This window comes from Arthrobacter sp. Z5-13 (assembly GCF_056499105.1).
Genome location: NZ_CP096460.1, coordinates 4418287 through 4440184 on the forward strand (window position 1 = coordinate 4418287; position 21898 = coordinate 4440184).

Consider the following 21898-nt stretch of genomic DNA (forward strand, 5'->3'; position numbering starts at 1 on the left):
TGCAGCGCGGAGACATTGTCAGAATTGTCTCGCCGGCAAGCTTTCCGGACGAAGCTGATGTCGCAGCGCTTCGGTGCCGGTGCATACCGCATCGCCGAGGAGATCGACTTCGAAGCTGTACGTAGAGACCCCAAACCGCTCATTGGCTTCAGCGACATCAGCTACTTACAGCTGGCACTTCGGCGTGAGTGCAGCCTGGTGACCATCCATGGCGCTGCTGTTGGCCAAGAGGCGACCTCCTCGGTGAGACAACTTCTGATGGGCGACAGGCCGGTGACTGTAACCCGGGACGCACAGGCGTACTCCGCAAAAGTCCAGGTGGCAGGCCGGCAAGGGGGCCGCTTGTCGGCGGCAATCTTTCATCGATCGCCCACATGGTTGGCGCCGGCCTGCCACCCCTCGATGGCACCATCCTGCTGCTGGAAGACAAGCGCGACATGGGGCTTGGTCGCATCGATCGGCAAATCACTCAGCTGAAAATAGCCGGGGCGCTCAACAACCTGGCAGGCGTTGCACTTGGCCTTTTCAGTGGCTTCGATGACTATGAGGATCGTGGTTGGACCTTGGTGGATGTCCTCAAGGATCACCTGGAACCCCTGGGCATCCCTGTCCTGGGCTGGCTCAACATCGGACACGGGAGGAAGGCTCGAGAGCGCCGGTGATATCCTGCGGCGGTGACTTTAGAAGCCTCGCGTTTGCGCCCGTTCCACCAAGTCGACGTCTTCTCCGATCGGCCTTACCGAGGCAATCCACTCGCCGTCGTGGTCAATGCCGAAGGCCTCAGCACCGAGACTATGCAGCATTTCGCCAACTGGACCAATCTCTCTGAGACCACGTTCCTCCTCCCTCCTACGGATCCGCGCGCCGATTATCGCGTGCGCATCTTCACGGGCAACGAGGAGTTCCCGTTTGCGGGGCATCCCACGCTGGGTTCTGCGCACACCTGGCTTCAGGCCGGCGGGGTACCGAAGACTGAGGGCGTCCTGGTTCAGGAGTGCGGCGCAGGTTTGGTTCGTGTGAAGCACGACGACGGACGGTTGGCTTTCGCTGCACCGCCGCTGACCCGGTTCGGTCCAGTTGACCCCGCCGTCCGCTCCCAGCTGGCAGCCGGTCTGCGACTTCCGGAAAACGCGCTGATGGACGCAGCGTGGCTGGTCAACGGACCTGAGTGGATTGGTGTTCTTGTTGCCTCCGCCGAGCAGGTGCTGGCCATCGAACCCGATTGGACGGCACTGGCTGATCTCAAGGTCGGTGTGATCGGCGCCCAGGAGCCGGGCGCAGGCACGGACTTCGAAGTCCGCACGTTCATTCCAGGTGACGCCATGATGGAAGACCCGGTCACGGGCAGTTTCAACGCCGGGGTAGCACAATGGCTCATCGGTAGCGGCCGCGCGCCCGAAGAATACGTGGCTGCCCAAGGAACGGTGCTCGGCAGGGCAGGGCGTATCCATGTGAAGGCTCAGGACGGAGACATTTGGATTGGCGGGGAATCGGCCACCTGCATCCAAGGCACTGTCATGCTGTAGGCGCCCTCAGGGTCACAAACCGGAGCCGGGGGAAATGGTTCCCGGTAAGGAGCACCTCGTGTCCGCCGTCGGTCTTCAGCCAGAAGGTGACTGCCTTCCCAGGTCGTGCGTCCGCCATGAAGAGCAGGCTCATATCGGGATAGAGACAAAAGGTGTGGGGCCGCCCCGTTAGGTCCGGAGCCTCAAGCCAGAGCTTTCTCCCATGACCCGTTGTCTCGTGCCGTTTTACGGTGCCCGTCAGCTGCCGCCAGGGGACGTCGTCGCTGGCTAATGAGCGTGCCCGACGATAGACCCTGACCGACCTCACAAGGAAGAGGCCAGCTGTAATGCTTCCCACAATTGCACCGACGGCAAAAGGCCATGCGGTCCAGCTTTGGGAGTCCTGTCCAACGACAGTCAGGTACTCCAGCGGATTGTCGGGATAGACGTTCAGCGTCACTCCAGCCCCAGGGCCGGGGACTCCTTTGCAGGTCGTATTGGTGTCCACGGTGCCCTGCAAGTGGCGCCCGTTCAGGGAGAAGGCCACGTTCAGGACGCAATGGCCGCCTCTGTGGCCGGACTCGTCCTGGGCGGTAATGATGCCGGGCACGTGAACGCTCGTGACAGCGGCCCTGATCATGGTCCCGATGCCATGCCCGGAACCAAGTACCACAGCACAAAAAGCAAGGAGCATCAGTGCCCGCCACAGCAGCATTCTGGCCCATAGCCCGCTGCGCTGCCAGACCGGCGGCAGGGCACCAGTTGGCAGGTTGTCGGCGCGCAGTTGCACCTTCCCTTGTTGACCGGCCGACGCCGGGACATTGATAGAGATGCCCTGCGGGGACGGCGCTGGAACCGACATGGACATCCCCGCAGGATCGTGGCTGGCTTGCCACAGGATTCCGTGACTGGAGTAGACGATACAGGCCGGAATGCTGATGCGAGGGGTGGCCCTCTTGTCGGCCCTGCATGGGTCAGGATGACCCCGTTTCCACATGCATTTTCCCGGAACTTGATCGGAATTTGCATCGCCTGTGGGATCCGTGATGAACCTGCACAAAGCCTTTCCCACTCCTGCGGAAACGCTGCCTAAATCTGCTCACCTGCGGGGGCATGATTAATCCAACAGTCAGGAAATCCCACAGACAATGAAAACGGAGGCCCTCCGGTGGCAACAAAAGCAGACAAGGCGAACTACCGCTACAGCGACTTCTACTGCTTCATGTCCCTCTCGGACTTCACAGCCTACGTCTCCCGCGATGACGTTGACGGCGAGGATTTCTTCTCCATCAGCACCAGCATGCTGGCCGCGTAACTGACTGCTCGCAGACTGAACGGACCGAGCACAAAGGCGTCAGCGGAACAGCCTATTGGCGGACCCGAAGTTTCGGGCCCATGCGGGTACGAATGGTCGAATATACACCGGGCTACCTGGCCGACCATTGGTGCGAAAAGGGCCACGTTCTGCTGTGCACGGCTGGTGAACTCGTGAACTCCATCCACCGCAACCGGTGCCACTCTCTTCATCGTGGACTGACCAACTCGGTTTAGCCCTCCTGCAACGCCGCCTTGAACGAGAACGCCGCGTTGCTCCACACCACGAACAGCAAGGGCGCAGGCGCCAGGGCAGTTCCCAAAACGGGCTGGGTCAGCGCCGCAGCCGCGATAATGCCCAGCAGCGCCAAGGCAGCCAGACTCAGGTACCAGCGCTTGACAGCCAGGTAGAGCGCGGCCTTTGCGAGGCTTTCTAACCCGGCTTGGGGAACCAGCACCATTCCAGCGATCATCAGCAGGCTGACGCACACCACAAGAGCCGCCGCCGTCACTGCCAGCGGAACCAGAACGGCGGCTCCCGGCATGGACTGCAGGATCACCAGGTCAAAAACCAGAAACCCCAAAAGTACGACGCCGGCCAGGCCCACCAGGGCCGCCCGGCTGAAGGACTGCTTATAGCCCCTCAGAAAGGCGGCCACCGGGCGAACGGCCGGACCGTCCTCCTCCGCGAGCGCGTGAAAAGCACTGAATGCGCCGGCCAGAGACGGGCCCACCGTAACGGCGAGCGCGAGGAAGAACGGCCACGCCGCCACCGGATCGCCTACGAAGGACAGGAAGAACACAAGGGGTGCGTTGGCCGCCGCGAGCAGGAAGTTCACGGCCAGGAACGTGTAGACGAAGCCGAAGATACTGCCGAACGTTTCGAAGCCAGGTCCCGCCCACTTCCGCCGCAGCGGCTGCACTGTGTGCCCACCCACGGTGCTCATCCCTTCATACCGCTCGTCGCGATTCCCTGGATGAAGTAACGCTGCCCCACCAGGAAGATGATCAGGATCGGAACCACTGAAATTACTGAACCGGTCATGATCATGGCGAATTCGGCGTCGAACTGTCCTACAAAGGAACGCAAGCCCAACTGGACCGTCCAGAGACGGTTGCTGGTCAGATAGATGAACGGCCCCATGTAGTCATTCCAGGTGTTCACAAAGGTCAGCAGTGCCAGGCTGGCAAGGGCGGGTTTGGAAAGGGGCAGGATGACCCTGGCCCAGATTCCATACTCGCTCAGGCCATCGATCCGGGCAGCCTCACACAACTCGTCAGGGATGGTCATGTAGTACTGCCGCATAAGGAACACCCCGAACGCGCCGAACGCCTGCAGCAGGATCAGCGCATTGAAGCTGTTGGTCAGCCCCAACTGCTGCATCATGATGTACTGCGGCACCATGTACGCCTGCCACGGTACGGCGATGGTTCCGATGTAGGCGAGGAACAGCACGTCGCGCCCCGGGAAGCGCACCTTGGAGAAGCCATAGGCCGCCAAGGACCCGGTGAGGACCTGCAGGATGGTGATGATCACGGACAGGTAGAGCGAGTTCTGCAGGTACCCCATCATGGGTATCCGGGTCCAGATGTCCGAATAGTTGCTCCAGACGAACTCCTCCGGAATCCACTGGATAGGGACCGTGAACACCTGGTTGTTCTCCTTCAGCGAGGAGGACACCATCCAGATGAAAGGAACCATGAGGGCAGCCACCAGGACCACCAGCACCGCGTAAACGATGACGTTAACCGTGCGCGCCTTTTGCTCCCGTGGGCTCCGCCTGCGGAACTCATCCCGGGCAGAGACGTCGTTTCCGCCGCCTGTAATGGCTTGGGCCTTGAGGTCTTCGGTCAGGTTAGTCATCAGCGTTCCCTCCGCTGCTGGATTTTGAACTGCAATACCGTCACCGTCAGGACGATGAGGAAGAGGACGAGGGAGACAGCAGATGAGTAGCCGAACTTACCTTCGCCGATTCCTTCCTGGTAGATGAGCTGGGACAGAACAGTCGTTGCCCGCCCGGGTCCGCCGTTGGTCATGACCACAATGAGGTCGAACACCTTGAAGCTGGAGACGGTCAGCATCACCACCACAAAGAACGTGGTGGGCCGCAGGGAAGGAACGGTGACGTTCCAGAAGCGCTGCCAGGGGCTGGCGCCGTCCACTTCGGCTGCCTCGTAAAGCTCCGTGGGAATCGCCTGTAGGCCGGCTAAGTACAGAATCATGTAGTAGCCCATGTCCCGCCACACGCTGGTGATGATGACGGCGGGCATGGCCCAGTCGGAACTGGACGTCCAGCCTGGCGGGTTGGCCACTCCGACGAATTGCAGGAACTGATTGATGGGACCGTCAGTGGGGCTGAACAGCATGTTCCAGACGACGGCGACAGCCACCAGTGAGGTGATGTAGGGGAAGAAGATGGCAACCCGGAAGAAGCCGATGCCCTTGAGTTTCCGGTTCAGCAGCATGGCAAGTGCCAGCGCCAGCACCAGGGTCAGCGGCACGTGGCCCACAGCGTAGATCACTGTATTGCGCAGCGCGATCCAGAACGAATCGCTGCCGAGCATGCGTTCGAAGTTTTGCAGCCCCACCCATTTCGGGGCGGAGAACGAGGTCCATTCCATGAACGCCAAGGCGAACGCGGCCAGGACCGGGATGAGGGTGAAGGCCAGGAAACCCAGGAAGTTCGGAAGGATGAAGGTCCAGCCGATGAGGGTGTTGCGCCGCGCCTGCTTCCGGTTCCCTCCACTGAGGCTGTTTCCTCGGTTCAGGGTGTTCCTTCGCTTGGGATCAGGGCCGACGGCAGGTGCCCGGAGTCGTGTTTCGGTAGTCACTTAAGGACTTCGTCCTTGACTCGCTTCCCCATCTCGGCGATGCCGTCCTCGATGGAACGTTCACCGGCCATGATCAGCTCGTGCTCCTGGGTCAGGATCTTATCCGTTGCCCCTGACTTGTCGCTGACGGGCATCTCGAGGGCTGTCTTGTCCGGCGCAAAGGCCTCCTTGGACAGCTCGTCTGTGGGAAGGCCCTTGAGCTTGAAGTACTCCTCGGTGATGTCATCGGTCTGCAGGGCCGGGACCACCCCGATCTTTGCGATGGCCTTCGCACCCTCCACACCTGCGGCCCACTCAATGAATTTCTTTGCTTCGTCCGAGTGCTGGGCGTTCTTGTTCACGGCAAAGGCGGTGGGAGAGCCGAAGGTGGTGATCTCCCCGCCCTTTGATTTCTGCGGAAGCTGGGCGAAGCCCCAGTTGACGTTGGTCTTGCCGTCCTTGAGGGCGGCGGCGAAGCTCGAAATGTACCAGGAACCCATGGGCATCATGGCTGTCTGGCCGGACTCGAACATCGTGCGGTAGCTGGTCTTCTGGCTCTTGGCCGTACCGAAGTCCATCAGGGCTCCACTCTTCTGGAGGTCCAGTGTCATGTCGTACTGGTCCTTGAAGAAGGGGTAGTCGCCGCCGATGAGATCGCCGTCGTTCTGCGCGGCGGCGACGGCCTGCACCAGCGAGCGCCAGGTGTGCTGGTAAGTGCCGTAGACCTTCTTGCCGTCAGCGGCCGTCCCGGTCAGCTTCTTGGCGAGCTCGGCGTACTCATCCCAAGTGATGTTGTTTGGTTCTTCGAGTCCTGCTGCCTTGAACAGGTCCTTGTTGTAGTAGAGCAGCCAGAAGTCCTGCCGGTAAGGGGCAGCGAAGTACTTGCCCTGCAGATCGAAGGCGTCAAGGCCGGCCAGGTTTTCCTTGTCCAGCTTGTCCACAACGCTGTTGATCTCCTGGAGCTGGCCGTTGCTGGCGTAGCGGGAGTAGTCGATGACGTTCTTCATGGTGAGGACATCCGTGGTGTCGCCGCCGGCAAGCATCGTGGTGACTTTTTGGGGATAGTCATCGGCCAGGATGTCCACGGGTTCGATGTCCACATTCGGGTTGGCGGCCTCGTATGCATCAAACAGTGCCTTGAATTCAGGTGTGCCCTCATAGTTCCAGACGGACACGCTGAGGGTGGTCTTGCCTTCTGTTGCGGGTTTCTCTGCCGGGCCGGCAGCGCCGGCGCAGCCGGTGAGCCCGAGTCCTGCGGCGGCAGCCAGGGCAATCGCTGCGAGAGTGGTGCGCTTCATTGCGTTTCTCCTTGTCGAGGGGGAGGTGGAACGTGATGGTTGGAGCTGTAGATGATGGTTCTTGCCTACGCGCTGACGCTTAGGTCTTCAGCGGATACCTCGGCGAGCAGGTCTTTGCCGGCGAGGTAGCGTTCAAGTTCGTCCAGGGCGGTATCGGACATCCGGCGGGTTTCCGTACCGAGGGACCCTGCGATGTGCGGGGTGAGGACCACGTTGGGAAGGTCGTAAAGTACTGATCCTGCGGGCAGCGGTTCGGGTTCGGTGACGTCGAGGATGGCGTGGATCCGGCCGTTGGAGCACGCGGCCTCAAGGGCTGCGGTATCCACCAGGGATCCCCGCGCCGTGTTGATCAGTGTTGCGTTGTCCCGGAGCAGGGCCAGTTGAGGTGCACCGATCATGTGCCGGGTCTGCGGCAAGGCGGGGGCGTGAATGCTCACGATGTCCGACTCACTCAGGAGCTGGTCCAGCCCCACGAGCTTTCCGCCTGCTGCTGCCACCGCCGCGGGATCAGCGTACGGATCCGCAACAAGGCAAGTGACGTCCTGCAGCTGCTGGACCAGCTTCACCACCCTCCGGCCGATGCGCGAGAATCCCACAACGCCGATGGTCCGGCCGATGTTTCCCAACTCTCCGCGGGCCGACGCGTAGGACCAGTCTTCGCGCCCGGTCCGCGCGTCGTTGGCAAGGACCTGGGCCTTCTTTCCTGCCAGGACGATGGAAGCAAACGTGAATTCAGCTACCGGAATGGCATTGGCATCTGCTCCGTTGGTGACCAGGATCCCCCGCTCCCACAGTTCATCGCTCACGAACGAACGTACCGTGCCGGCGCAGTGAAACACAGCCCGCAAGAGCGGCATACTGTCCAGCCGTGCAGCATCCAGCATGGGTACACCCCAGCTGGTAATCAGGATTTCAACCTCGGCCAAACGGGCGGCGAGCCCAGGCTCGTCCAGCGACTCCGTCCAGGCCGGATCCTCCAGCTGCACCAGTTGCCCAAGGCGATTCATCCGCGAGGCGTCGAACTGATCAGCCAGAGTTCCGCGGTTCATGAGCAGCAGGGCCTTGGGCTTGCGCGTCATCCTTAGGACCTCCTTTCTAAAAACGTGGCCGGGCGGCCTTGCCCGGCTTTCCGTGTGTTGCATCACAACTGGGAATCAGTAGATACTCAGATGCAACAAAGTTCAATCGAGTCATTCATATTCGGTCTCAAGTAATCACGATCGAACATTCACCAAGGCAGAAAACAGCAGGAGGCACCGTGCCAGGCAGGCCAACCAGCCAGCTTTCGACGCCCGATACGGCTGGGGCACTTTTCGCTTCGGGTCTGCCTTTCCACGGCCCGTTAGCAGAAGCGTGGGGACAGGCGGCGTGCGCTGCCGAGCTGCCAGCACTCCTGGACGGCTTCCGGAACAGGATGAGTGTTCGCCCGGCAGAGGAACGGGACCGGTGGCGGGAAGTGCCCGCCACCCGGACGGAGTTCTTGGGGCAGGAAGCCGAAAAGGAAAAGCAGACGCCGTGGCCCCAGCCTTTGGTCTCGCACTATGCGCGCTACTTCCGTGACGGCAACCGCACCGCGTACGAGAACCTCGTGCGGGCCCGGCAGGAGCGGCTGACGCGCGCCGTGGTGATGGCATTGCTTGCTGAAGGGCAGGAATCGGCCGATGCTTCCCACGTTTTTGACCCAGATGCAGATGCGCAGGCGTGGCTCGATGAAGTGATCGACGGCGCTTTCCTCCTATGCGAGCAAAGTTCCTGGTGCTGGGCAGCTCATGACGACGTCCACACGCGCCTCGGCCACGTGGTGCCCGACCGGGACCGGCCCTATCTGGACCTGGGCGCCGGGGAAGTTGCCGCCCAGCTTGCCTGGCTGGACCATGTCCTCGGCGCATCGCTGGATCGCCGCGCCCCGGGGCTCCGCCTGCGTATCCGGCACGAAGTCCAGGAAAGGATCATCAGCCCGTTCCTCGAGCAGAATGACTGGCATTGGCTGGGACTTGACGGTCACGTCCACAACTGGAACCCCTGGATCCACTCCAACATCCTGGCCGCGGCTCTTTTCCTCGTGGAGGACAGCGCGCTGCAGGCCAAGACTGTGGCAAGGTGCATCGAGGGCCTTGACCGTTTCCTCGCCGTCATTCCCGCAGATGGCGCCATCGACGAAGGGTTCTCCTACTGGTGGAACGGCGCAGGCCGGGCCCTCGAGGCCTTGGCGCTGCTGGAGGAAGCAACAGCCGGGGCCCTCGCAGCGGACATTCCCGTGGTGCGCGCCCTGGTTGCGTTCCCGCACAGGATGCATATCGGGCAGAAGTGGTTCCTCAATGTTGCGGACGGCCGGGCCGTGGCCGAAAGCAACCTTCCCTGGAGCATGGTCCGAAAGTGGGCACTGCGGCTCGGGGACTTGGAGGCGGCCGCACATGCCGAGGCCATGACAGCGGCGGCGCCGGACGCGGCTTTCGGGCTGGGAAGGACCCTGCACGCCCTGATTGAACGTGATGCTGCACCTCAGGACAAGGCACCCGGCACTCCCCCGTTGACGGCCTTCACCTACCTGCCGTCCGTCCAGATCATGGTTGCCCGCCAGGCTCCCGGGACCACAGAAGGCCTCGTTGTCACGGCCAAGGGCGGGCATAACGGCGAGAACCACAACCACAAGGACGTCGGCTCGGTCACTGTGGCCGTGGACGGAGTTCCGTTACTGGCGGACGCAGGCCAACCCACCTATACCGCCCAAACTTTCGGCCCTGATCGCTACGGCATCCGTGCCATGCAAAGCGGTTGGCACAGTGTTCCAACTCCCTTTGGCCTTGAACAGGGTGCAGGCGCAGAATTCGGGGCCGACGTAATACAAGCACCAACCGCCGAGGATCCGCGGCTCATTCTGGAACTGGCGCGCGCTTATGGCCTGGGCGGCGGTTCCAGTTGGACGCGCTCGGTTTCCCTGGATCGTCCCGGCTCCCGCGTCCGCATCGAGGACAGCTGGCACCTGCCAGCGCCGGAATCGGAAGGAACGGACGACGTCGACATCCACCTTCTCCTGGCAGGAACCGTCAGCCTCGGCCCGCAGGGCACGGCGACCGTCCTTCCCCACGGCATTCCTGCCGCCGAGGCGACCGGCGCCAGTAGGATCACCAGTCGCGGCGGGATCCTGCGCTGGGACCAGCCCGCCGCCGTCGTACTGGTGGACGAGTGGCTGCTGGATGATCCGCTGCTGTCCTCCGTGTGGGGTACCAGTCTGACCCGTCTGCGCTTCCGGATGCCCGCGGGTCGGCGGGCAGCAGGTTCATTCACGCTGACAATGGAGGCCACGCCATGACGCCACGACAAAGCCCGGAGCAGGGTTCGGAACCGGCAGGAAAGTCGCTCTTTTCACTCCAGCGCCGCGAGAAACTTATGGACGAACTCCGGGCCCACGGCTCCATCACGGTGCGGGCCATCGCGGCCGAGCTGGGCGTCAGTGAACTGACCATCCGCCGGGACGTGAACCTGCTCGCCGTCGAAGGACTCGTTTCGCGGGTCCATGGCGGCGCCACCCTCCCCAGTCCCCTGGACCGCACGGCATCAATGTCCAGGCAACAGACAAACCGCTATTCCATCGGAATGGTGGTGCCGTCGCTGGACTATTACTGGCCCCAAGTGATCAGCGGTGCCCGCGCTGAAGCCGACGAGCGGCAGGCAAAGATACTGGTCCGCGGCTCCACCTATGATGCAGCCGATAACCGCCAGCAGGTCCAGGCACTGCTCAACACGCAGAATATCAATGGGCTCATCGTCGCACCGGACACCACCGGAGAGGCCGGAAGGGAATTGCTGCGGTGGCTCAATTCCCTTCCCATCCCCGTGGTCCTGGCCGAACGGCGGTCGCCCATCGAGATCCCGGCCCACCGCCTGGAATGGGTGGCCACGGATCATGCCTTCGGGGCAGGCATGGCAACGCGGCATTTGTGGCAGGAAGGGCATCGGAAAATCGGCTGCATGACCGACTCCAACAGTCCCACGAGCGCGCATGTTGTGCGGGGTTGGCTCCAGGCGCTCGGTGCCCTGCGGATCCCGGCTGCCCAGTCCGTCAATGAAGACTCAGCGCACATCCCTACCAGTGACAGGGCAGAGCATTTCGACCGCATCCTGCAGCTGTGCCGGGAAACCGACACAACAGCCATGCTGGTCCACTCCGACACCCAGGCGGTGGCTTTCGTCCAGCATTGCGTGGACCGTGGCGTGGATGTTCCCGGGAGCATGGCAGTGGTGGGCTACGACGACGAAGTGGCTTACCTTGCCGAACCCGCGATCTCAGCGGTGCGGCCACCCAAGCAATATGTGGGGAGACTCGCGGTCCAGCTCATCACCGCCCGCATTTCTGAGGGGCCCAAACGCCCCGTCCATCGTGTTCAACTTAACCCCGACCTCATTGTGCGCGATTCCTCCCTCGGTGGACCGCGCACTTCTGCCCGAGCCCTGGAGGACTCCCTGTGACTGAACCAACCGCCCTGCTGCTCAGCGGAACCGGACGATACTCCGACCCCTGGCACCCGTTCGCGGAGACCTCCGCCGCTATCGCTTCGCTGCTGCGTGAGGCGGGCCTTCAGGTGCAGGTGGCGGACGACGTCGACACCGCCTTGGAGGATTTGGGCACCTCAAAGCCGCTTCCGGACCTGCTGGTAGTCAACGTGGGCAAGCCGCGCGACGGCGGAACTTCGCCGGGAACGCCGGCGGCGACCCGCGGACTTGAGGGGTGGGCCGCCGCTGGCCGACCCCTGCTTGCCTTCCACGTCAGTTCCACTAGTTTTGTGGACTCACCGGTGTGGGAGGAGACGCTTGGCGGAAGCTGGCTCCGGGGCACCACGATGCATCCCGACTACGGTCCAGCCCAGGTGCTGATGGATCCGCAGTCAGGGCCGCTTTCCGCAGGCATTCCCGATTTCGAGGTGCTGGATGAGCGCTACAGCTGGCTCCGCACCTTGCCGGGCATCACGGTGCATGCCAGGCATGAACACGAGGGGACGTTGCATCCCCTCGTGTGGTCTTATGAGCGCGGCGGCCGGACGTTCTATGACGCCCTCGGCCACGATTCCGCCACGTTTGACTCCCCCGAGCACCAGGAACTCCTCAAGCGCGGAGTCAGCTGGCTCTTGGAAGGGACTCGTCCGCCAGCGGCTCGGTCCTGATACTGCCCTGGGCGTCGGCAAACACGCGGAAGCCCAACTCGGGGTCATAGCCGTGCACCTCCCGGGTGTCCAGGGCGGCCATGAAGTCCAGCGCATCCGCCGTGATCACCTGGCCGGGAACCAGAATGGGGAAGCCCGGAGGGTAGGGCGTAACGAACCCTGCGGAAATGACTTCCTCACCATCCGCCACCCGCCGCGAGAGTTCGGCGGGTTCCAGGTATTCGGTGGCACCTGTTTTGTAGGTTTCAAAGTAGGCAGCCCTCAGGTTTCCATCGGGGTTGGTGCTATCCGCCCTGAACCTGTCCGCGAACCTGCTGAAGTCAGGGAGGGCAATCGGGGCGCTCACCGTTGTACCTTCCGAGTGGCTCCCGCTATGGCTCCCCGGATCGCTTCTGAGTGCCCGGACGCGGGCATCGCGCGCCTTCAGCCCGCGCGGGCCCAGTGTCCGTTGTTCCGCATCAAAGGATTCAGCCAGCTTGACGAGGACTTCGACGAGGTAGGCCACCGCGCTTCGTGAGGTTCCGATGTTGGTCATAAACAGGACACTGTTGCGTGAGGTCTTGTTGACCTGGATGCCGTATTTGTCCATCAGGTACTCGTGCTTGAACGCGTCGCCGTCGATCCCGGTAAGGCCGATGTCCAGGGTGAGCCGGCTGGGGTCAACCACGAACTCGTCGCGCCGCCAGGCTTCGTCCAGCACGGACAGGCCCTTGCTGAGGGGCATCGAAGTGCTTGTTTCCCGATATTCCTCAGGGATGAGTTCGCTGGCGCCGAGCACCCGGAAGTACTTTTTCAGCAGCGGGTTCCTGGCCACGGCCTGGGCGATGCTGACAGCCAGGTCCGCCTGTTTCTGCACAAGAGCGAAGCCTTCAAGCTCCACCTGCCGCCGGCCGATGTCCAGCGACGCCAGGATCTGGTAGTTCGGGGACGTGGAGGTGTGCGTCATGTACGCCTCCCGGAACGCCTCGCCGTTGAGGTATTCGAAGTCCTGGTCGAACACGTGGACCATGGATCCCTGCCGCAGGGACGTGAGGGTCTTGTGCGTGGACTGCGTTGCATAGATGCGGAGCCGCGCCTTTGACGGATCCGGGATGAGCCGGGTGTTGAGCCATACTTCGTCGTCCGCGGGGGCCCCGGTTTCCGGATCCCAAAGAGCAGCCGCCTGCTCGGCGTACCGGAGAACGTAGTCCGGGTTCCGGAACTCAGTTTCCAGTTTCCGGGCGGCCGCCATCGCGGTCCGGCGACGATAGACCGGGTGGAAGGCAGCGAACGCGAACCAGGCCTCATCCCAGAGGAAGACGAGGTCCGGCTTGATGGCCAGGCACTCCTCCATAACCCGCTCCACGTCGTACACGATCCCGTCGAAAGTGCAGTTGGTCAGGGTGATCATTTTGACGTCGTCCAGCCGCCCCGCCCGCCGGTAGTCCAGGAGCATCTTCTTGATGCTGGCCAGTGGAACAGCACCGTAGAAGGAGTAGCGGTCCAGCGGGTACGCGTCCAGGTAGGCCACCTGCGCACCGGACAGCATCAGCGCATAGTGGTGGGACTTATGGCAGTTCCGGTCCACCAGCACGATGTCCCCAGGGGCGACGATCGCCTGGTGGACGATCTTGTTGGCCGTGGACGTGCCGTTGGTGACAAAGAATGTCTGCTCAGCTCCGAAGGCCCGGGCGGCCAGTTCCTGCGCTTTTTTAATCGAACCATGGGGGTCCAGGAGGGAATCGAGGCCGCCGGAGGTGGCTGAGGTCTCCGCCAGAAGCAGATTCAGGCCGTAGAAGTCGGCCATGTCCCGGATCCAGGGTGAGTTTCCCACCGAGCCTCCGCGGGAGATGGGGAGCGCGTGGAACACACTCGCGGGCCGGCGGCTGTATTCCTGGAGGGCTGTGAAGAACGGCGTCTCGTACCGCTCCGCGACACCGGCTAACAGCGACAAATGCAGGTCAAGGCGGTCTTCCCGGCGGAAGATCCTTTTGAACGGCCGGGTCAGGGAGCCTGCAAGGCCTTCAATAGCGACGCCGGCAACGAGGTACACGTCCAGTTCCGGCCGAAGCTCAGCCATTCCCTCCGCCAGCCGGAGGATCCGGTCGATGGGCCGCAGCGCCTCCAGGCCGTCGTCTATGTGGCGTGCCAGGAAGCTCTTCAGGTCGGTGCCGAGCCGCCGCCCGCCCCTGATGGTGAAGCCCGGGCGCAGGATGCAGGCCTGGATGTCAGGGTTCAGCAGCACGGCTACAAGGGCGTCCTCGAAGGAGGGCACCACGTTGACCTCGTAGCTGAATGCATCCGCGGGGCGCCGTTGCCCAAGCATCTCGCTCTTGAGGGTCTCAGCTTCTTCGGCAGTGATGTCATCCACCACCAGGACCTCAAACTTGGGCCGCTCCGGCGCATCCTGGCGGCCCTCAAGGGGTTCGCCTTCCCCGCCGTCGGCCGGATCAGCGGTTTGCCTGGCCTGTTCGGAAGCGGGACGGTTCCGGCCGATGCGGCTCCTGACACCCTCTATCAGGTCAAGCGCCTCGCCATATTCACCGGCAGCAATGATGCCGCGAAGCCGAGCCAGCGCCGGCAGGCCGGGGAAGGCCCAGTACAGTTCGATTGCCTCGAGCAGTACGAGCGCCCGGCGGGTCTGGTCCTCCAATCCGCTCTGGCTGCCCGATCCCTTCGCAGATTTTCCGTTCGCGCCGGGTTTTCCACCGGCTGGAACTCCTGCTGCGGCCGAAGCCAGTTGCTTCATGGCGTACCCCAGGAAATCCCAGGCGTCAGCGCGAACACGCCATGCCCGGCTCGGTGTGCCTATTTCCATTCCAGCCGCGGTGGTGGGAGTGACGCCGTCGTCAATCATTTCTTTTAGTTCTCGTGCTTTCTGGTCAATGTCTTAGAGGATGCTTCGAGGCAGGCATGCCGGCAGAAGGCAGCGCGCATCAGATCATCATCAGGAAGTGCAGCTGGACCTGCTGCTGGCCGTGGGTGAAGCTTCCCATCGTCCCGGCGACGTTGCTGGGGCGGTGGTGTATCCAACTCTAGGTTCCGAGGGATAGTTTTATCTTGGTTGCTCGCCCAAGAACGCAAGGACGAATTTGTGCGGCAAACTAAATTTCTGTCGTCATTGGGCGAGTAGCGTACTTGGCTGTGGCTGTCGCCGCAAAGAGCCGTGCCTGTCCGGCACGTTGCACGCACAATCAGAAAGGGTCGGGAGGCTGTCGTGAGACCTGAGGAACTCAAAGGGGAGCTGCCCCGGGTAGCGCTCAGCGATGTCCTCGAAGACATTGGCATCGACAACGCGCAACTGCTGCTTGCCCCGTCCGCCGACAATGAGACTGTCCAGGACGCGGTCATCACCGATTCCGAAGACCATGACTCCGTGCAGCGCGGTGCGTTGGTGCTGCTGGTGGGAGCGAGGGGACGCGCGGCCCTGCCCACGGTCCGGGCGCTGATCCACAACAGGCCCGTAGCCATTGCTGTCAAAGGCACGGAAGCCGAGCTGGCAGCAATCCGGGAAGTCCTGCGTCCCACCGGAATCGGACTGGTGGCCGTCGCCCTTTCGGCGCGCTGGAACCGTCTTGAAAGCATTGCGACGGACCGTATCCGCGAATCGCTGCCTTCCGGCGACACGTCCACTCTGATGCAGCGTGACCTTTTCGGAATCGCGCAGACAACGGCGACGCTGACGCACGGGCACGTGGTCATTGAGGACCCCGCGAACCGCGTGCTGGCCTACTCCCCCGCCTCCAACGACGTCGATGAACTCAGGCGCTTGTCTATCCTGGCCCGCCGTGGACCCGAGCGGTACCAGAAACTCCTGAAGGAATCGGGGGTCTACAAACACCTCCAGGCCGGAGAGGCGCCCATTCACATTCCAGCCAATCCTGATGAGGGACTCAGGGAACGAGTGGCCATCGGCATCCACGCCGGCCGGCGCGTCCTCGGGTACATCTGGCTCCAGGAAGGGGCAGAACGGCTCGCCCCGAACACTGACCGGATCCTGGTGGGATCGGCCCGGCACGCCGCCATCGAGCTGGTGCGGCACCGGAACGAACAATCCCAATCCCTGCGCCAGGACAGGGTCTCCAGCCTGCTGAGCGGGACGGCGCAGATCCATTCGCAGGCGCAATCGGCGGGGCTTGATCCCTCCAGGCCCGCGGCCCTGGTGCTGGTATCGTCCGGGAGCCTCCAGCAGACTCCCCCCGGGCTGCAGCTGCAGCGGGGTGAATTGGCCAACCTGATCTCCATCCATGCTGCCGCCTACCGTCCAGGCGCTGTGGTTGGCTCGCTGGGCCTGGAAACCGCCGTCATCCTTCCCGACCTGGATCCAGTCAAGTCCCCGGCCGCGATCACCCGCCTGGCCAACGTCATTGTGCGGGATGCCCGGGCCCACCTGGACCTGCAGGTACAGGCCGCCGTAGGACCCGTGGTGGAGCAACTGGACCAGCTGCACACCTCTGTTGAACACGTCCGCAATGTTCTGAAGGTCCTCAAGGAGACGCCTTCCATGCGTGTGGCTTCCTTCAGCGAGGTGGAAACCACTGTCCTGGTCAATGAGCTGCTGGACCTCATCGGCTCCCGCGACCGGCTCCGGCATCAGGGCATCACTGTGTTGTGCCAACGCCATCCCGAGTTCGCCGCCACCCTGCTGGCCTACCTGGAGTCCTTTGGCGACGTCAACCTTTGCGCGGAGCAGCTCAAGGTCCACCGCAACACCGTCCATTACAGGCTCCGGCGTTCCTGCGAAGTCGCGGGAATCGACCTCCAGGATTCCGGTCAACGGCTCCTGGCCCACCTGCAGATCCGGCTTTGGATGGAATCAGAACACCAGGCGGACAAAACAGCAGCCCTCAAAACAGCGTCCCCCAGCATCACCTCCCTCAACACCACATCGTAGAAGTAGAGAACCACCGGTTATGGACATGCAGAACCTCCTCGACGACATCGTCGGGACCATCAAGCCTCACCTTGGACAGGGTGAGGTGGCCGGCTATATCCCGGAGCTGGGCGCTGTGGGCGCAGACCATTTCGGAATTTCCGTTGCCACCCGCGAAGGCGAAGTTTTTGCTTCCGGGGATTCGGAGATGGCCTTTTCCATCCAGAGCATCTCGAAGGTTTTCGCTCTCGCACTCGTGCTTGCAGATGACGGGGACAGGATCTGGAAGCGTGTTTTCCGGGAACCGTCCGGTAATCCGTTCAACTCCCTCGTCCAGCTTGAGCACGAGGACGGGATTCCGCGGAACCCGTTTATCAACGCCGGCGCACTCGTCGTTACGGACCGGCTCCTGAGCATCTCGGAGAGCCCGTCAACCGCCGTCCGCGATCTGTTGCGGCAGGAAAGCGGTAACGACTCGCTGGAGGTTGACGCCGTCGTCGCCGATTCAGAAGCCCGCCACAGCAACCGGAACAAATCGCTGGCGCACTTCCTGGCGAGCTGCGGCAACCTCGACAACCCCGTGGACGATGTCCTGGACGCCTACATCAACCAGTGTTCCCTGGCCATGAGCTGCACCGATCTGGCCCTGGCCAGCAGGTTCCTTGCCTCCAAGGGCATGCGGGGCGATGGAACTGCCCTGCTGTCCCCGCCTCAGACAAAGCGGATTAACGCCGTCATGCTCACCTGCGGAACCTATGATGCCGCCGGTGAGTTCGCCTACCGCGTCGGGCTGCCAGGAAAGAGCGGAGTGGGCGGAGGCATTATTGCCGTGGTGCCCAACAATTGCACCATCTGTGTGTGGAGCCCGGGGCTGGGACGCTCCGGGAATTCAGTAGCCGGCGTAGCCGCCCTGGACGAGTTCACCACCAGGACAGGCCTGTCCATCTTCTAATTCACTAGAAGGTTTGCTCCGAATATTCGTTGGCCAGGCCCCCGATAATTGCAAAGAAGAAGATGAGGAAGGCCACCGTCAGGGCGATGCCAAGGTAGCCCATCACCAGTCCGGCGATAGCCATAGCCTTCCCTGAAGGCTCCTTTTTCAGCGCCATGTGACCGAGGACCACCGCTGCAATCTGGGGCAGGATGATGAAGCCAAAGCCAATGTAAACCGAGATCCCGCAGCACAGGCTGGCGATACTCAGGCCCTTGGGTTCCGGCGTTGCGTAGTACCCTGGCTGGCCATAGGGCTGCCCGTAGGGGCTGGGCGCCTGACCATACTGCTGTCCGTAGGGCTGCGAGTAGGGGTTTGGGGTTTGTCCATACTGATCCGCTGGCTGGCCATACGTCGGCTGTCCGTAGGCCGTTTGGCCATGCTGCGGTTGGCCATAAGTGGGTTCGCCGTAGGCGTGGGAGCCTGAAGAGTCCGGCTGTTCGAACTTGGGCTGTTCGGCATCCGGCTGTTCAAACTGCGGCCCGGCCGGAGGGGCCGGCGGCGGTGGGACGTCGGAGCCTTGGGAGGGAATGTACGACGGCGGCCGGTAGCCGTCCGGTGTATTGTCGCCGCCGGTTTTGGGTTGCTCAGTCATGGTGGATCCCCCTCAGAAAGTATTTAGCACAAGCCTACCGCCGTGCTGGCCCGAACGCGGCTGAAGCCGCCACCGCTTCCGTGGTGGCCCCTGAGTAACTAGCTCTCCCCTGCCAGCACGGCGCAGATGTCTGCCAAGACCTTGCCGTCGAGGGAATACGCGACGATCGTGTTGGTGTCGGCGTCGAAGGTGAAGGTCTGGTGTCCCACGACACTGTAAATCTGAATCTCTGTCACCGGGCCGTCAGGCCCTATGTCGCCAGGGATGAACCCTATAAAGACCCGGCCATTGATGGTGACGTGGAAGTCGTTGGCCGCTTCGTCGTACGTCTCAAAGGAAGCGTACCGGGATCGCTGTGTGAATGTTTCGCCTGACTCTGGATTTGTGAATTTGCCAGTGCCGACGTTGTGTTCCCAGAATCGGTCACCCGGAAGGATTTTTTCGGAACCCTTTACTGTGAACTTTCCCAGTACGGCGAACTCCGGGCAGAATTCGCCCGCCGGGAATTCGACTTCAGGTTCCTCAGCATTGGCGATCGAAACAGGCCCGAGAAGCACGAACGACAAGATAGCTGCCGCGGCTATGGCGCGGCGTTGCAGCACGGACATGGAAGCCTCCAAGATCAGACTGTGATGTGGACGTTACGCCCCGGCATCGGCGACCACAAGAGTCCGCCCAAAGGCTCGCCACTGGAGCTGATGGCTCCGCCTTGGTAGCTTCAACCCATGACCATCAAATTTGAGAATGTGGGTATCGCTGTTCGCGATATCGAAGCAGCTATCGCCTTTTTCACCGATCTCGGTCTTACGGTCATGGGCAGGGATACGGTCAGCGGTGAGTGGGCCGATACTGCCGTTGGACTTGATGGAAACCACGCCAAAATCGCAATGCTCCAGACCCCGGACGGTAACGGCCGGCTTGAGCTCTTCGAATACATCCATCCCGCGGCGATCGAGTCGGACCCGACGCGCCCCAACGACATTGGTATGCACCGCGTGGCCTTCTCGGTGGACGACATCGATAAGGCCCTCGAGATCGCCGCCAAGCACGGATGCCATCCTCTCCGTGGCGTGGCGACCTATGCCGACGTCTATAAACTCACGTACCTCCGCGGTCCCAGTGGAATCCTCGTGATGCTGGCCCAGGAACTGAAGACAGACTGACGAAGGAATCACCCACTACGGGAGCCAGGTCAGCCGTAGTTAAAAGAACAGGTCGAGGAGCCGATAAAAGGTGATCCGGGCCGTGTCAGTATTTTCCACGCCGTAACGGCTGAGGTAACGGTCCGCGTGGCGAACGCTGTACTGGGGGTTCTGGCCGCCGGCGATACTCCGCGTGGCCAGGGCGAGGTCGGAGTATCTGTCGGCGCGGCCCAGGCGGCCAACATCGATGAGTCCTGTGACCATAAGAGTGTCTGGGTCGAGCAATACGTTCGGCAAGCAGAGATCGCCGTGGCAGACCACAAGGTCTTCGGACCCCGGAAGAGTGGCGTGGGCCTCGTCGAGCAGTTGCTGCGGTGTCCAACCCTCATATGCGGGGTCCAGGCGGGCCATGTCAACCAGATGCTGCCCAACAGCGTGGGCAGCCGCAGGAAGAGTCACGGCAAGGCTCCGTTCGAAGGGGCAGTCCTCAATCCGCAGGGAGTGCAGGGTGCGAGTGAAATCGGCCAGTGCGTCAATGACGTAGGGGCGCTGGTCAGCCGGCCAGTGTTCTGCGGCCGATCGGCCAGGCACCGCCTTGGTAACCAACCATGCGCAATCGTCAGAGGCGCCGAAGTCCACCACCTCGGCGGTAGGAATTCCAACCTTGGCAAGCCAACGCATGCGTTCTGCCTCGGCACCCAAGTCGTTCCCGGTGTCCCGGCTATTGCTGCGGTTGGCAACCTTCACATACAGGTCTGTGACTCCGTCCAACCTGTAAACGAGGGCGCCGGAGCAGCCAACGCCGACCGGAGTCCAGTCGTGACCGGAATAGCGTCGTCGAAGTGACTTGACCTGTTCTTCTATCACTCGTCGATGGTAGGCCATACCTGGCCTGCACCTCAGCGGTGGCGACAGTCCGTGATGATCCAATCCGCACCCTCGTGGAGGGCTGGGGACGTCTGCTGATTTCGCCGGCCATCACCTTCTGCCGGGCACTAATACGACCGTGCCGTTTTTGCGCGGGTGGATGACAAAGTCGTCGCCCTTTCTTGGGTGCAGAAGGTCAGCGACACGATTCGATAAACATGTGGAACGTTCCATCGAACTGCTGGTAACCTCGCTCCATCAGTAGAAAGGTTATGGCCAATGGTTAGAGGGCGGATCACGCTTCATGACGTGGCGGCTGAAGCGCGGGTATCCAAGAGCTCAGTTTCCAATGTGATTCGGAACCAGCCTCACGTTCGCGAGTCGGTCCGTAAACGGGTCAATGACGCAATCGAGAAGCTCGGCTACCGTCCGTTGGCCATAGGCCAGAACCTGGTGAGCGGCAGCACCGGTGTGGTGGCCTTGGCGATACCGAACTTCGCCCAGCCCTATTTCGCTGAAATTGCCCGCGCGGCTGTAGCGGCAGCATCCCGCCATGGGCTCAAGCTCATTGTTCAGCAGACCGATAATGATCTGTTGCGGGAGCGGGAGGTCGCTGATGCGTGGAACCTGGGCGCCGCAGATGGAATGATATTCAGTCCCTCCACCATCACTGATGAGGAAATCGAGAAGCGGCGGGGCGGAATGCCCCTGGTTTTGCTAGGTGAGCGCTCCAAACTGGAAAGCGTAGATCGGGTTGGCATTGACTCAGTGGCAATTGCCAAGCTGGCGACCGAGCACCTGATAGGGCAGGGCCGCCGGCATGTGGCAATGATCGGGCACAAAGATACCGGGGATCCTAATGTGGTCTCAGAACGCGAAGAAGGATTCCATCTGGCACTGGCTGAAGCCGGGATGGTGGAAGCGACCCCCATCGGCTACGTCCAGGACTGGACCCGCCGGGATGGAGAGGAAGCAATGATCGCTCTCCTGGAGCGCGGAGACACGATAGACGCGATTTTTTGTGCGAACGATTTGCTGGCCCTGGGTGCGATGAAGGCCCTCGCTGAGCGCGGCGTCCCAGTGCCAGGCGAAGTCGCCGTCATCGCTGTCGACGATATTGAGGATGCTTCCTTTGCCAACCCTTCGCTCTCCAGCGTGTTTATCGACCGGACCTGGATGATGGACCAAGCTTTCACGTTCCTCAGCGCCAGGCTCAGGGACCCACTCACCCCCCCTCAGCAGGTTAACGTTCCCTTTCGGTTAGTTGCCAGGTCATCGACCGTTGGATGATCAGGTATTGACAAGAGAGCCTGTCCCCAAGATGATGTAAATCACGGTTTGGAACGGTGCAAACCCCAAAT

Annotated in this window: 21 protein-coding genes and 1 pseudogene; 12 read left to right on the forward strand and 10 right to left on the reverse strand. The window is 62.1% G+C overall.

What is annotated here, in order from left to right:
• Positions 1 to 57: 57 nt before the first annotated feature.
• The 3 genes from M1E02_RS20615 to M1E02_RS20625 are packed head-to-tail and all read left to right on the forward strand — an operon-like array spanning position 58 to position 1526.
• The gene (locus tag M1E02_RS20615; protein WP_479376029.1) at positions 58 to 477 is read left to right on the forward strand and encodes an LD-carboxypeptidase; all 420 of its coding nucleotides are present in this window, start codon (positions 58 to 60) and stop codon (positions 475 to 477) included.
• Positions 375 to 662, forward strand: a complete 288-nt coding sequence (locus M1E02_RS20620; RefSeq protein ID WP_479376030.1) for a hypothetical protein — start codon at positions 375 to 377, stop codon at positions 660 to 662. Before M1E02_RS20615 ends, M1E02_RS20620 begins: the two co-directional genes overlap by 103 nt.
• A gap of 12 nt (positions 663 to 674) precedes the next feature.
• Positions 675 to 1526 (forward strand): PhzF family phenazine biosynthesis protein, encoded by an 852-nt coding sequence (locus tag M1E02_RS20625; RefSeq protein ID WP_479376031.1) that lies wholly within the window; start codon positions 675 to 677, stop codon positions 1524 to 1526.
• Here the strand turns inward: M1E02_RS20625 and M1E02_RS20630 are convergent.
• Entirely contained in the window at positions 1516 to 2373 is an 858-nt protein-coding gene (locus tag M1E02_RS20630) for a hypothetical protein (protein ID WP_479376032.1), read from the reverse strand. The two genes, M1E02_RS20625 and M1E02_RS20630, sit on opposite strands and share 11 nt — an antisense overlap.
• Before the next feature lie 300 nt (positions 2374 to 2673).
• Between M1E02_RS20630 and M1E02_RS20635 the strand changes: the two genes are divergently transcribed.
• Together M1E02_RS20635 and M1E02_RS20640 are read left to right on the forward strand one after the other, a co-directional pair.
• On the forward strand, positions 2674 to 2820 hold the full coding sequence (locus M1E02_RS20635) for a hypothetical protein (RefSeq protein ID WP_479376033.1): 147 nt from the start codon (positions 2674 to 2676) through the stop codon (positions 2818 to 2820).
• Between the two features lie 53 nt (positions 2821 to 2873).
• Positions 2874 to 3056, forward strand: a pseudogene (locus M1E02_RS20640) (DHCW motif cupin fold protein); the annotation flags it as partial.
• Here the strand turns inward: M1E02_RS20640 and M1E02_RS20645 are convergent.
• The 5 genes from M1E02_RS20645 to M1E02_RS20665 form a co-directional block, all read right to left on the reverse strand.
• A complete protein-coding gene (locus M1E02_RS20645; RefSeq protein ID WP_479376034.1) occupies positions 3053 to 3766 on the reverse strand; it encodes a DUF624 domain-containing protein in 714 nt (237 codons plus the stop codon). The pseudogene M1E02_RS20640 and the gene M1E02_RS20645 sit on opposite strands and share 4 nt — an antisense overlap.
• A complete protein-coding gene (locus M1E02_RS20650) occupies positions 3763 to 4683 on the reverse strand; it encodes a carbohydrate ABC transporter permease (RefSeq protein WP_479376035.1) in 921 nt (306 codons plus the stop codon). Before M1E02_RS20650 ends, M1E02_RS20645 begins: the two co-directional genes overlap by 4 nt.
• On the reverse strand, positions 4683 to 5651 hold the full coding sequence (locus M1E02_RS20655) for a carbohydrate ABC transporter permease (RefSeq protein ID WP_479376036.1): 969 nt from the start codon (positions 5649 to 5651) through the stop codon (positions 4683 to 4685). The genes M1E02_RS20650 and M1E02_RS20655 overlap by 1 nt, the downstream gene beginning before the upstream one ends.
• On the reverse strand, positions 5648 to 6928 hold the full coding sequence (locus M1E02_RS20660; protein WP_479376037.1) for an ABC transporter substrate-binding protein: 1281 nt from the start codon (positions 6926 to 6928) through the stop codon (positions 5648 to 5650). Before M1E02_RS20660 ends, M1E02_RS20655 begins: the two co-directional genes overlap by 4 nt.
• A gap of 65 nt (positions 6929 to 6993) precedes the next feature.
• The gene (locus tag M1E02_RS20665; protein WP_479376038.1) at positions 6994 to 8007 is read right to left on the reverse strand and encodes a hydroxyacid dehydrogenase; all 1014 of its coding nucleotides are present in this window, start codon (positions 8005 to 8007) and stop codon (positions 6994 to 6996) included.
• Positions 8008 to 8186: 179 nt separating this feature from the next.
• On the opposite strand from M1E02_RS20665, the gene M1E02_RS20670 reads away from it, so the two are divergent.
• From M1E02_RS20670 to M1E02_RS20680, 3 genes are read left to right on the forward strand one after another with little or no spacing between them, the layout of a single operon-like run.
• Positions 8187 to 10241 (forward strand): heparinase II/III family protein, encoded by a 2055-nt coding sequence (locus tag M1E02_RS20670; RefSeq protein WP_479376039.1) that lies wholly within the window; start codon positions 8187 to 8189, stop codon positions 10239 to 10241.
• Positions 10238 to 11398, forward strand: a complete 1161-nt coding sequence (locus M1E02_RS20675) for a LacI family DNA-binding transcriptional regulator (RefSeq protein ID WP_479376040.1) — start codon at positions 10238 to 10240, stop codon at positions 11396 to 11398. The genes M1E02_RS20670 and M1E02_RS20675 overlap by 4 nt, the downstream gene beginning before the upstream one ends.
• Positions 11395 to 12090, forward strand: coding sequence for a ThuA domain-containing protein (locus M1E02_RS20680; protein ID WP_479376041.1), 696 nt, complete (start codon positions 11395 to 11397; stop codon positions 12088 to 12090). The genes M1E02_RS20675 and M1E02_RS20680 overlap by 4 nt, the downstream gene beginning before the upstream one ends.
• Here M1E02_RS20680 and M1E02_RS20685 read toward each other — a convergent pair.
• Entirely contained in the window at positions 12044 to 14926 is a 2883-nt protein-coding gene (locus tag M1E02_RS20685; RefSeq protein ID WP_479376042.1) for an aminotransferase class I/II-fold pyridoxal phosphate-dependent enzyme, read from the reverse strand. The two genes, M1E02_RS20680 and M1E02_RS20685, sit on opposite strands and share 47 nt — an antisense overlap.
• A 360-nt stretch (positions 14927 to 15286) precedes the next feature.
• Here M1E02_RS20685 and M1E02_RS20690 point away from each other — a divergent pair, with 360 nt between their 5' ends.
• Positions 15287 to 16963: a PucR family transcriptional regulator gene (locus M1E02_RS20690; protein WP_479376043.1), complete on the forward strand. Its 1677-nt coding sequence runs from the start codon at positions 15287 to 15289 to the stop codon at positions 16961 to 16963.
• Positions 16964 to 16982: 19 nt separating this feature from the next.
• Positions 16983 to 17894, forward strand: a complete 912-nt coding sequence (locus M1E02_RS20695) for a glutaminase (RefSeq protein WP_479376044.1) — start codon at positions 16983 to 16985, stop codon at positions 17892 to 17894.
• 4 nt (positions 17895 to 17898) lie between these two features.
• Here M1E02_RS20695 and M1E02_RS20700 read toward each other — a convergent pair whose 3' ends face one another.
• Both M1E02_RS20700 and M1E02_RS20705 read right to left on the reverse strand, forming a co-directional pair.
• Positions 17899 to 18528, reverse strand: a complete 630-nt coding sequence (locus M1E02_RS20700; RefSeq protein WP_479376045.1) for a DUF4190 domain-containing protein — start codon at positions 18526 to 18528, stop codon at positions 17899 to 17901.
• A 98-nt stretch (positions 18529 to 18626) separates the two neighbouring features.
• Complete coding sequence (locus tag M1E02_RS20705; RefSeq protein ID WP_479376046.1) at positions 18627 to 19136, reverse strand: hypothetical protein; 510 nt, start codon at positions 19134 to 19136, stop codon at positions 18627 to 18629.
• A gap of 117 nt (positions 19137 to 19253) precedes the next feature.
• Between M1E02_RS20705 and M1E02_RS20710 the strand changes: the two genes are divergently transcribed.
• Positions 19254 to 19691, forward strand: coding sequence for a VOC family protein (locus M1E02_RS20710; RefSeq protein ID WP_479376047.1), 438 nt, complete (start codon positions 19254 to 19256; stop codon positions 19689 to 19691).
• Between the two features lie 39 nt (positions 19692 to 19730).
• Here the strand turns inward: M1E02_RS20710 and M1E02_RS20715 are convergent, their stop codons facing one another.
• A complete protein-coding gene (locus M1E02_RS20715; RefSeq protein WP_479378235.1) occupies positions 19731 to 20534 on the reverse strand; it encodes an APH(3') family aminoglycoside O-phosphotransferase in 804 nt (267 codons plus the stop codon).
• 282 nt (positions 20535 to 20816) lie between these two features.
• Here M1E02_RS20715 and M1E02_RS20720 point away from each other — a divergent pair, with 282 nt between their 5' ends.
• Positions 20817 to 21827, forward strand: coding sequence for a LacI family DNA-binding transcriptional regulator (locus tag M1E02_RS20720; RefSeq protein ID WP_479376048.1), 1011 nt, complete (start codon positions 20817 to 20819; stop codon positions 21825 to 21827).
• Positions 21828 to 21898 lie beyond the last annotated feature (71 nt).

Excerpts from the sequence above, each read along its gene's own strand:
- M1E02_RS20660 (WP_479376037.1), bottom strand. The coding sequence starts at position 6,928 with ATGAAGCGCACCACTCTCGCAGCGATTGCCCTGGCTGCCGCCGCAGGA.
- M1E02_RS20615 (WP_479376029.1), top strand. The coding sequence starts at position 58 with ATGTCGCAGCGCTTCGGTGCCGGTGCATACCGCATCGCCGAGGAGATC.
- M1E02_RS20620 (WP_479376030.1), top strand. The coding sequence starts at position 375 with ATGGTTGGCGCCGGCCTGCCACCCCTCGATGGCACCATCCTGCTGCTG.
- M1E02_RS20700 (WP_479376045.1), bottom strand. The coding sequence starts at position 18,528 with ATGACTGAGCAACCCAAAACCGGCGGCGACAATACACCGGACGGCTAC.
- M1E02_RS20675 (WP_479376040.1), top strand. The coding sequence starts at position 10,238 with ATGACGCCACGACAAAGCCCGGAGCAGGGTTCGGAACCGGCAGGAAAG.
- M1E02_RS20645 (WP_479376034.1), bottom strand. The coding sequence starts at position 3,766 with ATGAGCACCGTGGGTGGGCACACAGTGCAGCCGCTGCGGCGGAAGTGG.
- M1E02_RS20685 (WP_479376042.1), bottom strand. The coding sequence starts at position 14,926 with ATGATTGACGACGGCGTCACTCCCACCACCGCGGCTGGAATGGAAATA.
- M1E02_RS20720 (WP_479376048.1), top strand. The coding sequence starts at position 20,817 with ATGGTTAGAGGGCGGATCACGCTTCATGACGTGGCGGCTGAAGCGCGG.
- M1E02_RS20650 (WP_479376035.1), bottom strand. The coding sequence starts at position 4,683 with ATGACTAACCTGACCGAAGACCTCAAGGCCCAAGCCATTACAGGCGGC.
- M1E02_RS20705 (WP_479376046.1), bottom strand. The coding sequence starts at position 19,136 with ATGTCCGTGCTGCAACGCCGCGCCATAGCCGCGGCAGCTATCTTGTCG.
- M1E02_RS20630 (WP_479376032.1), bottom strand. The coding sequence starts at position 2,373 with ATGTCCATGTCGGTTCCAGCGCCGTCCCCGCAGGGCATCTCTATCAAT.
- M1E02_RS20695 (WP_479376044.1), top strand. The coding sequence starts at position 16,983 with ATGGACATGCAGAACCTCCTCGACGACATCGTCGGGACCATCAAGCCT.
- M1E02_RS20665 (WP_479376038.1), bottom strand. The coding sequence starts at position 8,007 with ATGACGCGCAAGCCCAAGGCCCTGCTGCTCATGAACCGCGGAACTCTG.
- M1E02_RS20710 (WP_479376047.1), top strand. The coding sequence starts at position 19,254 with ATGACCATCAAATTTGAGAATGTGGGTATCGCTGTTCGCGATATCGAA.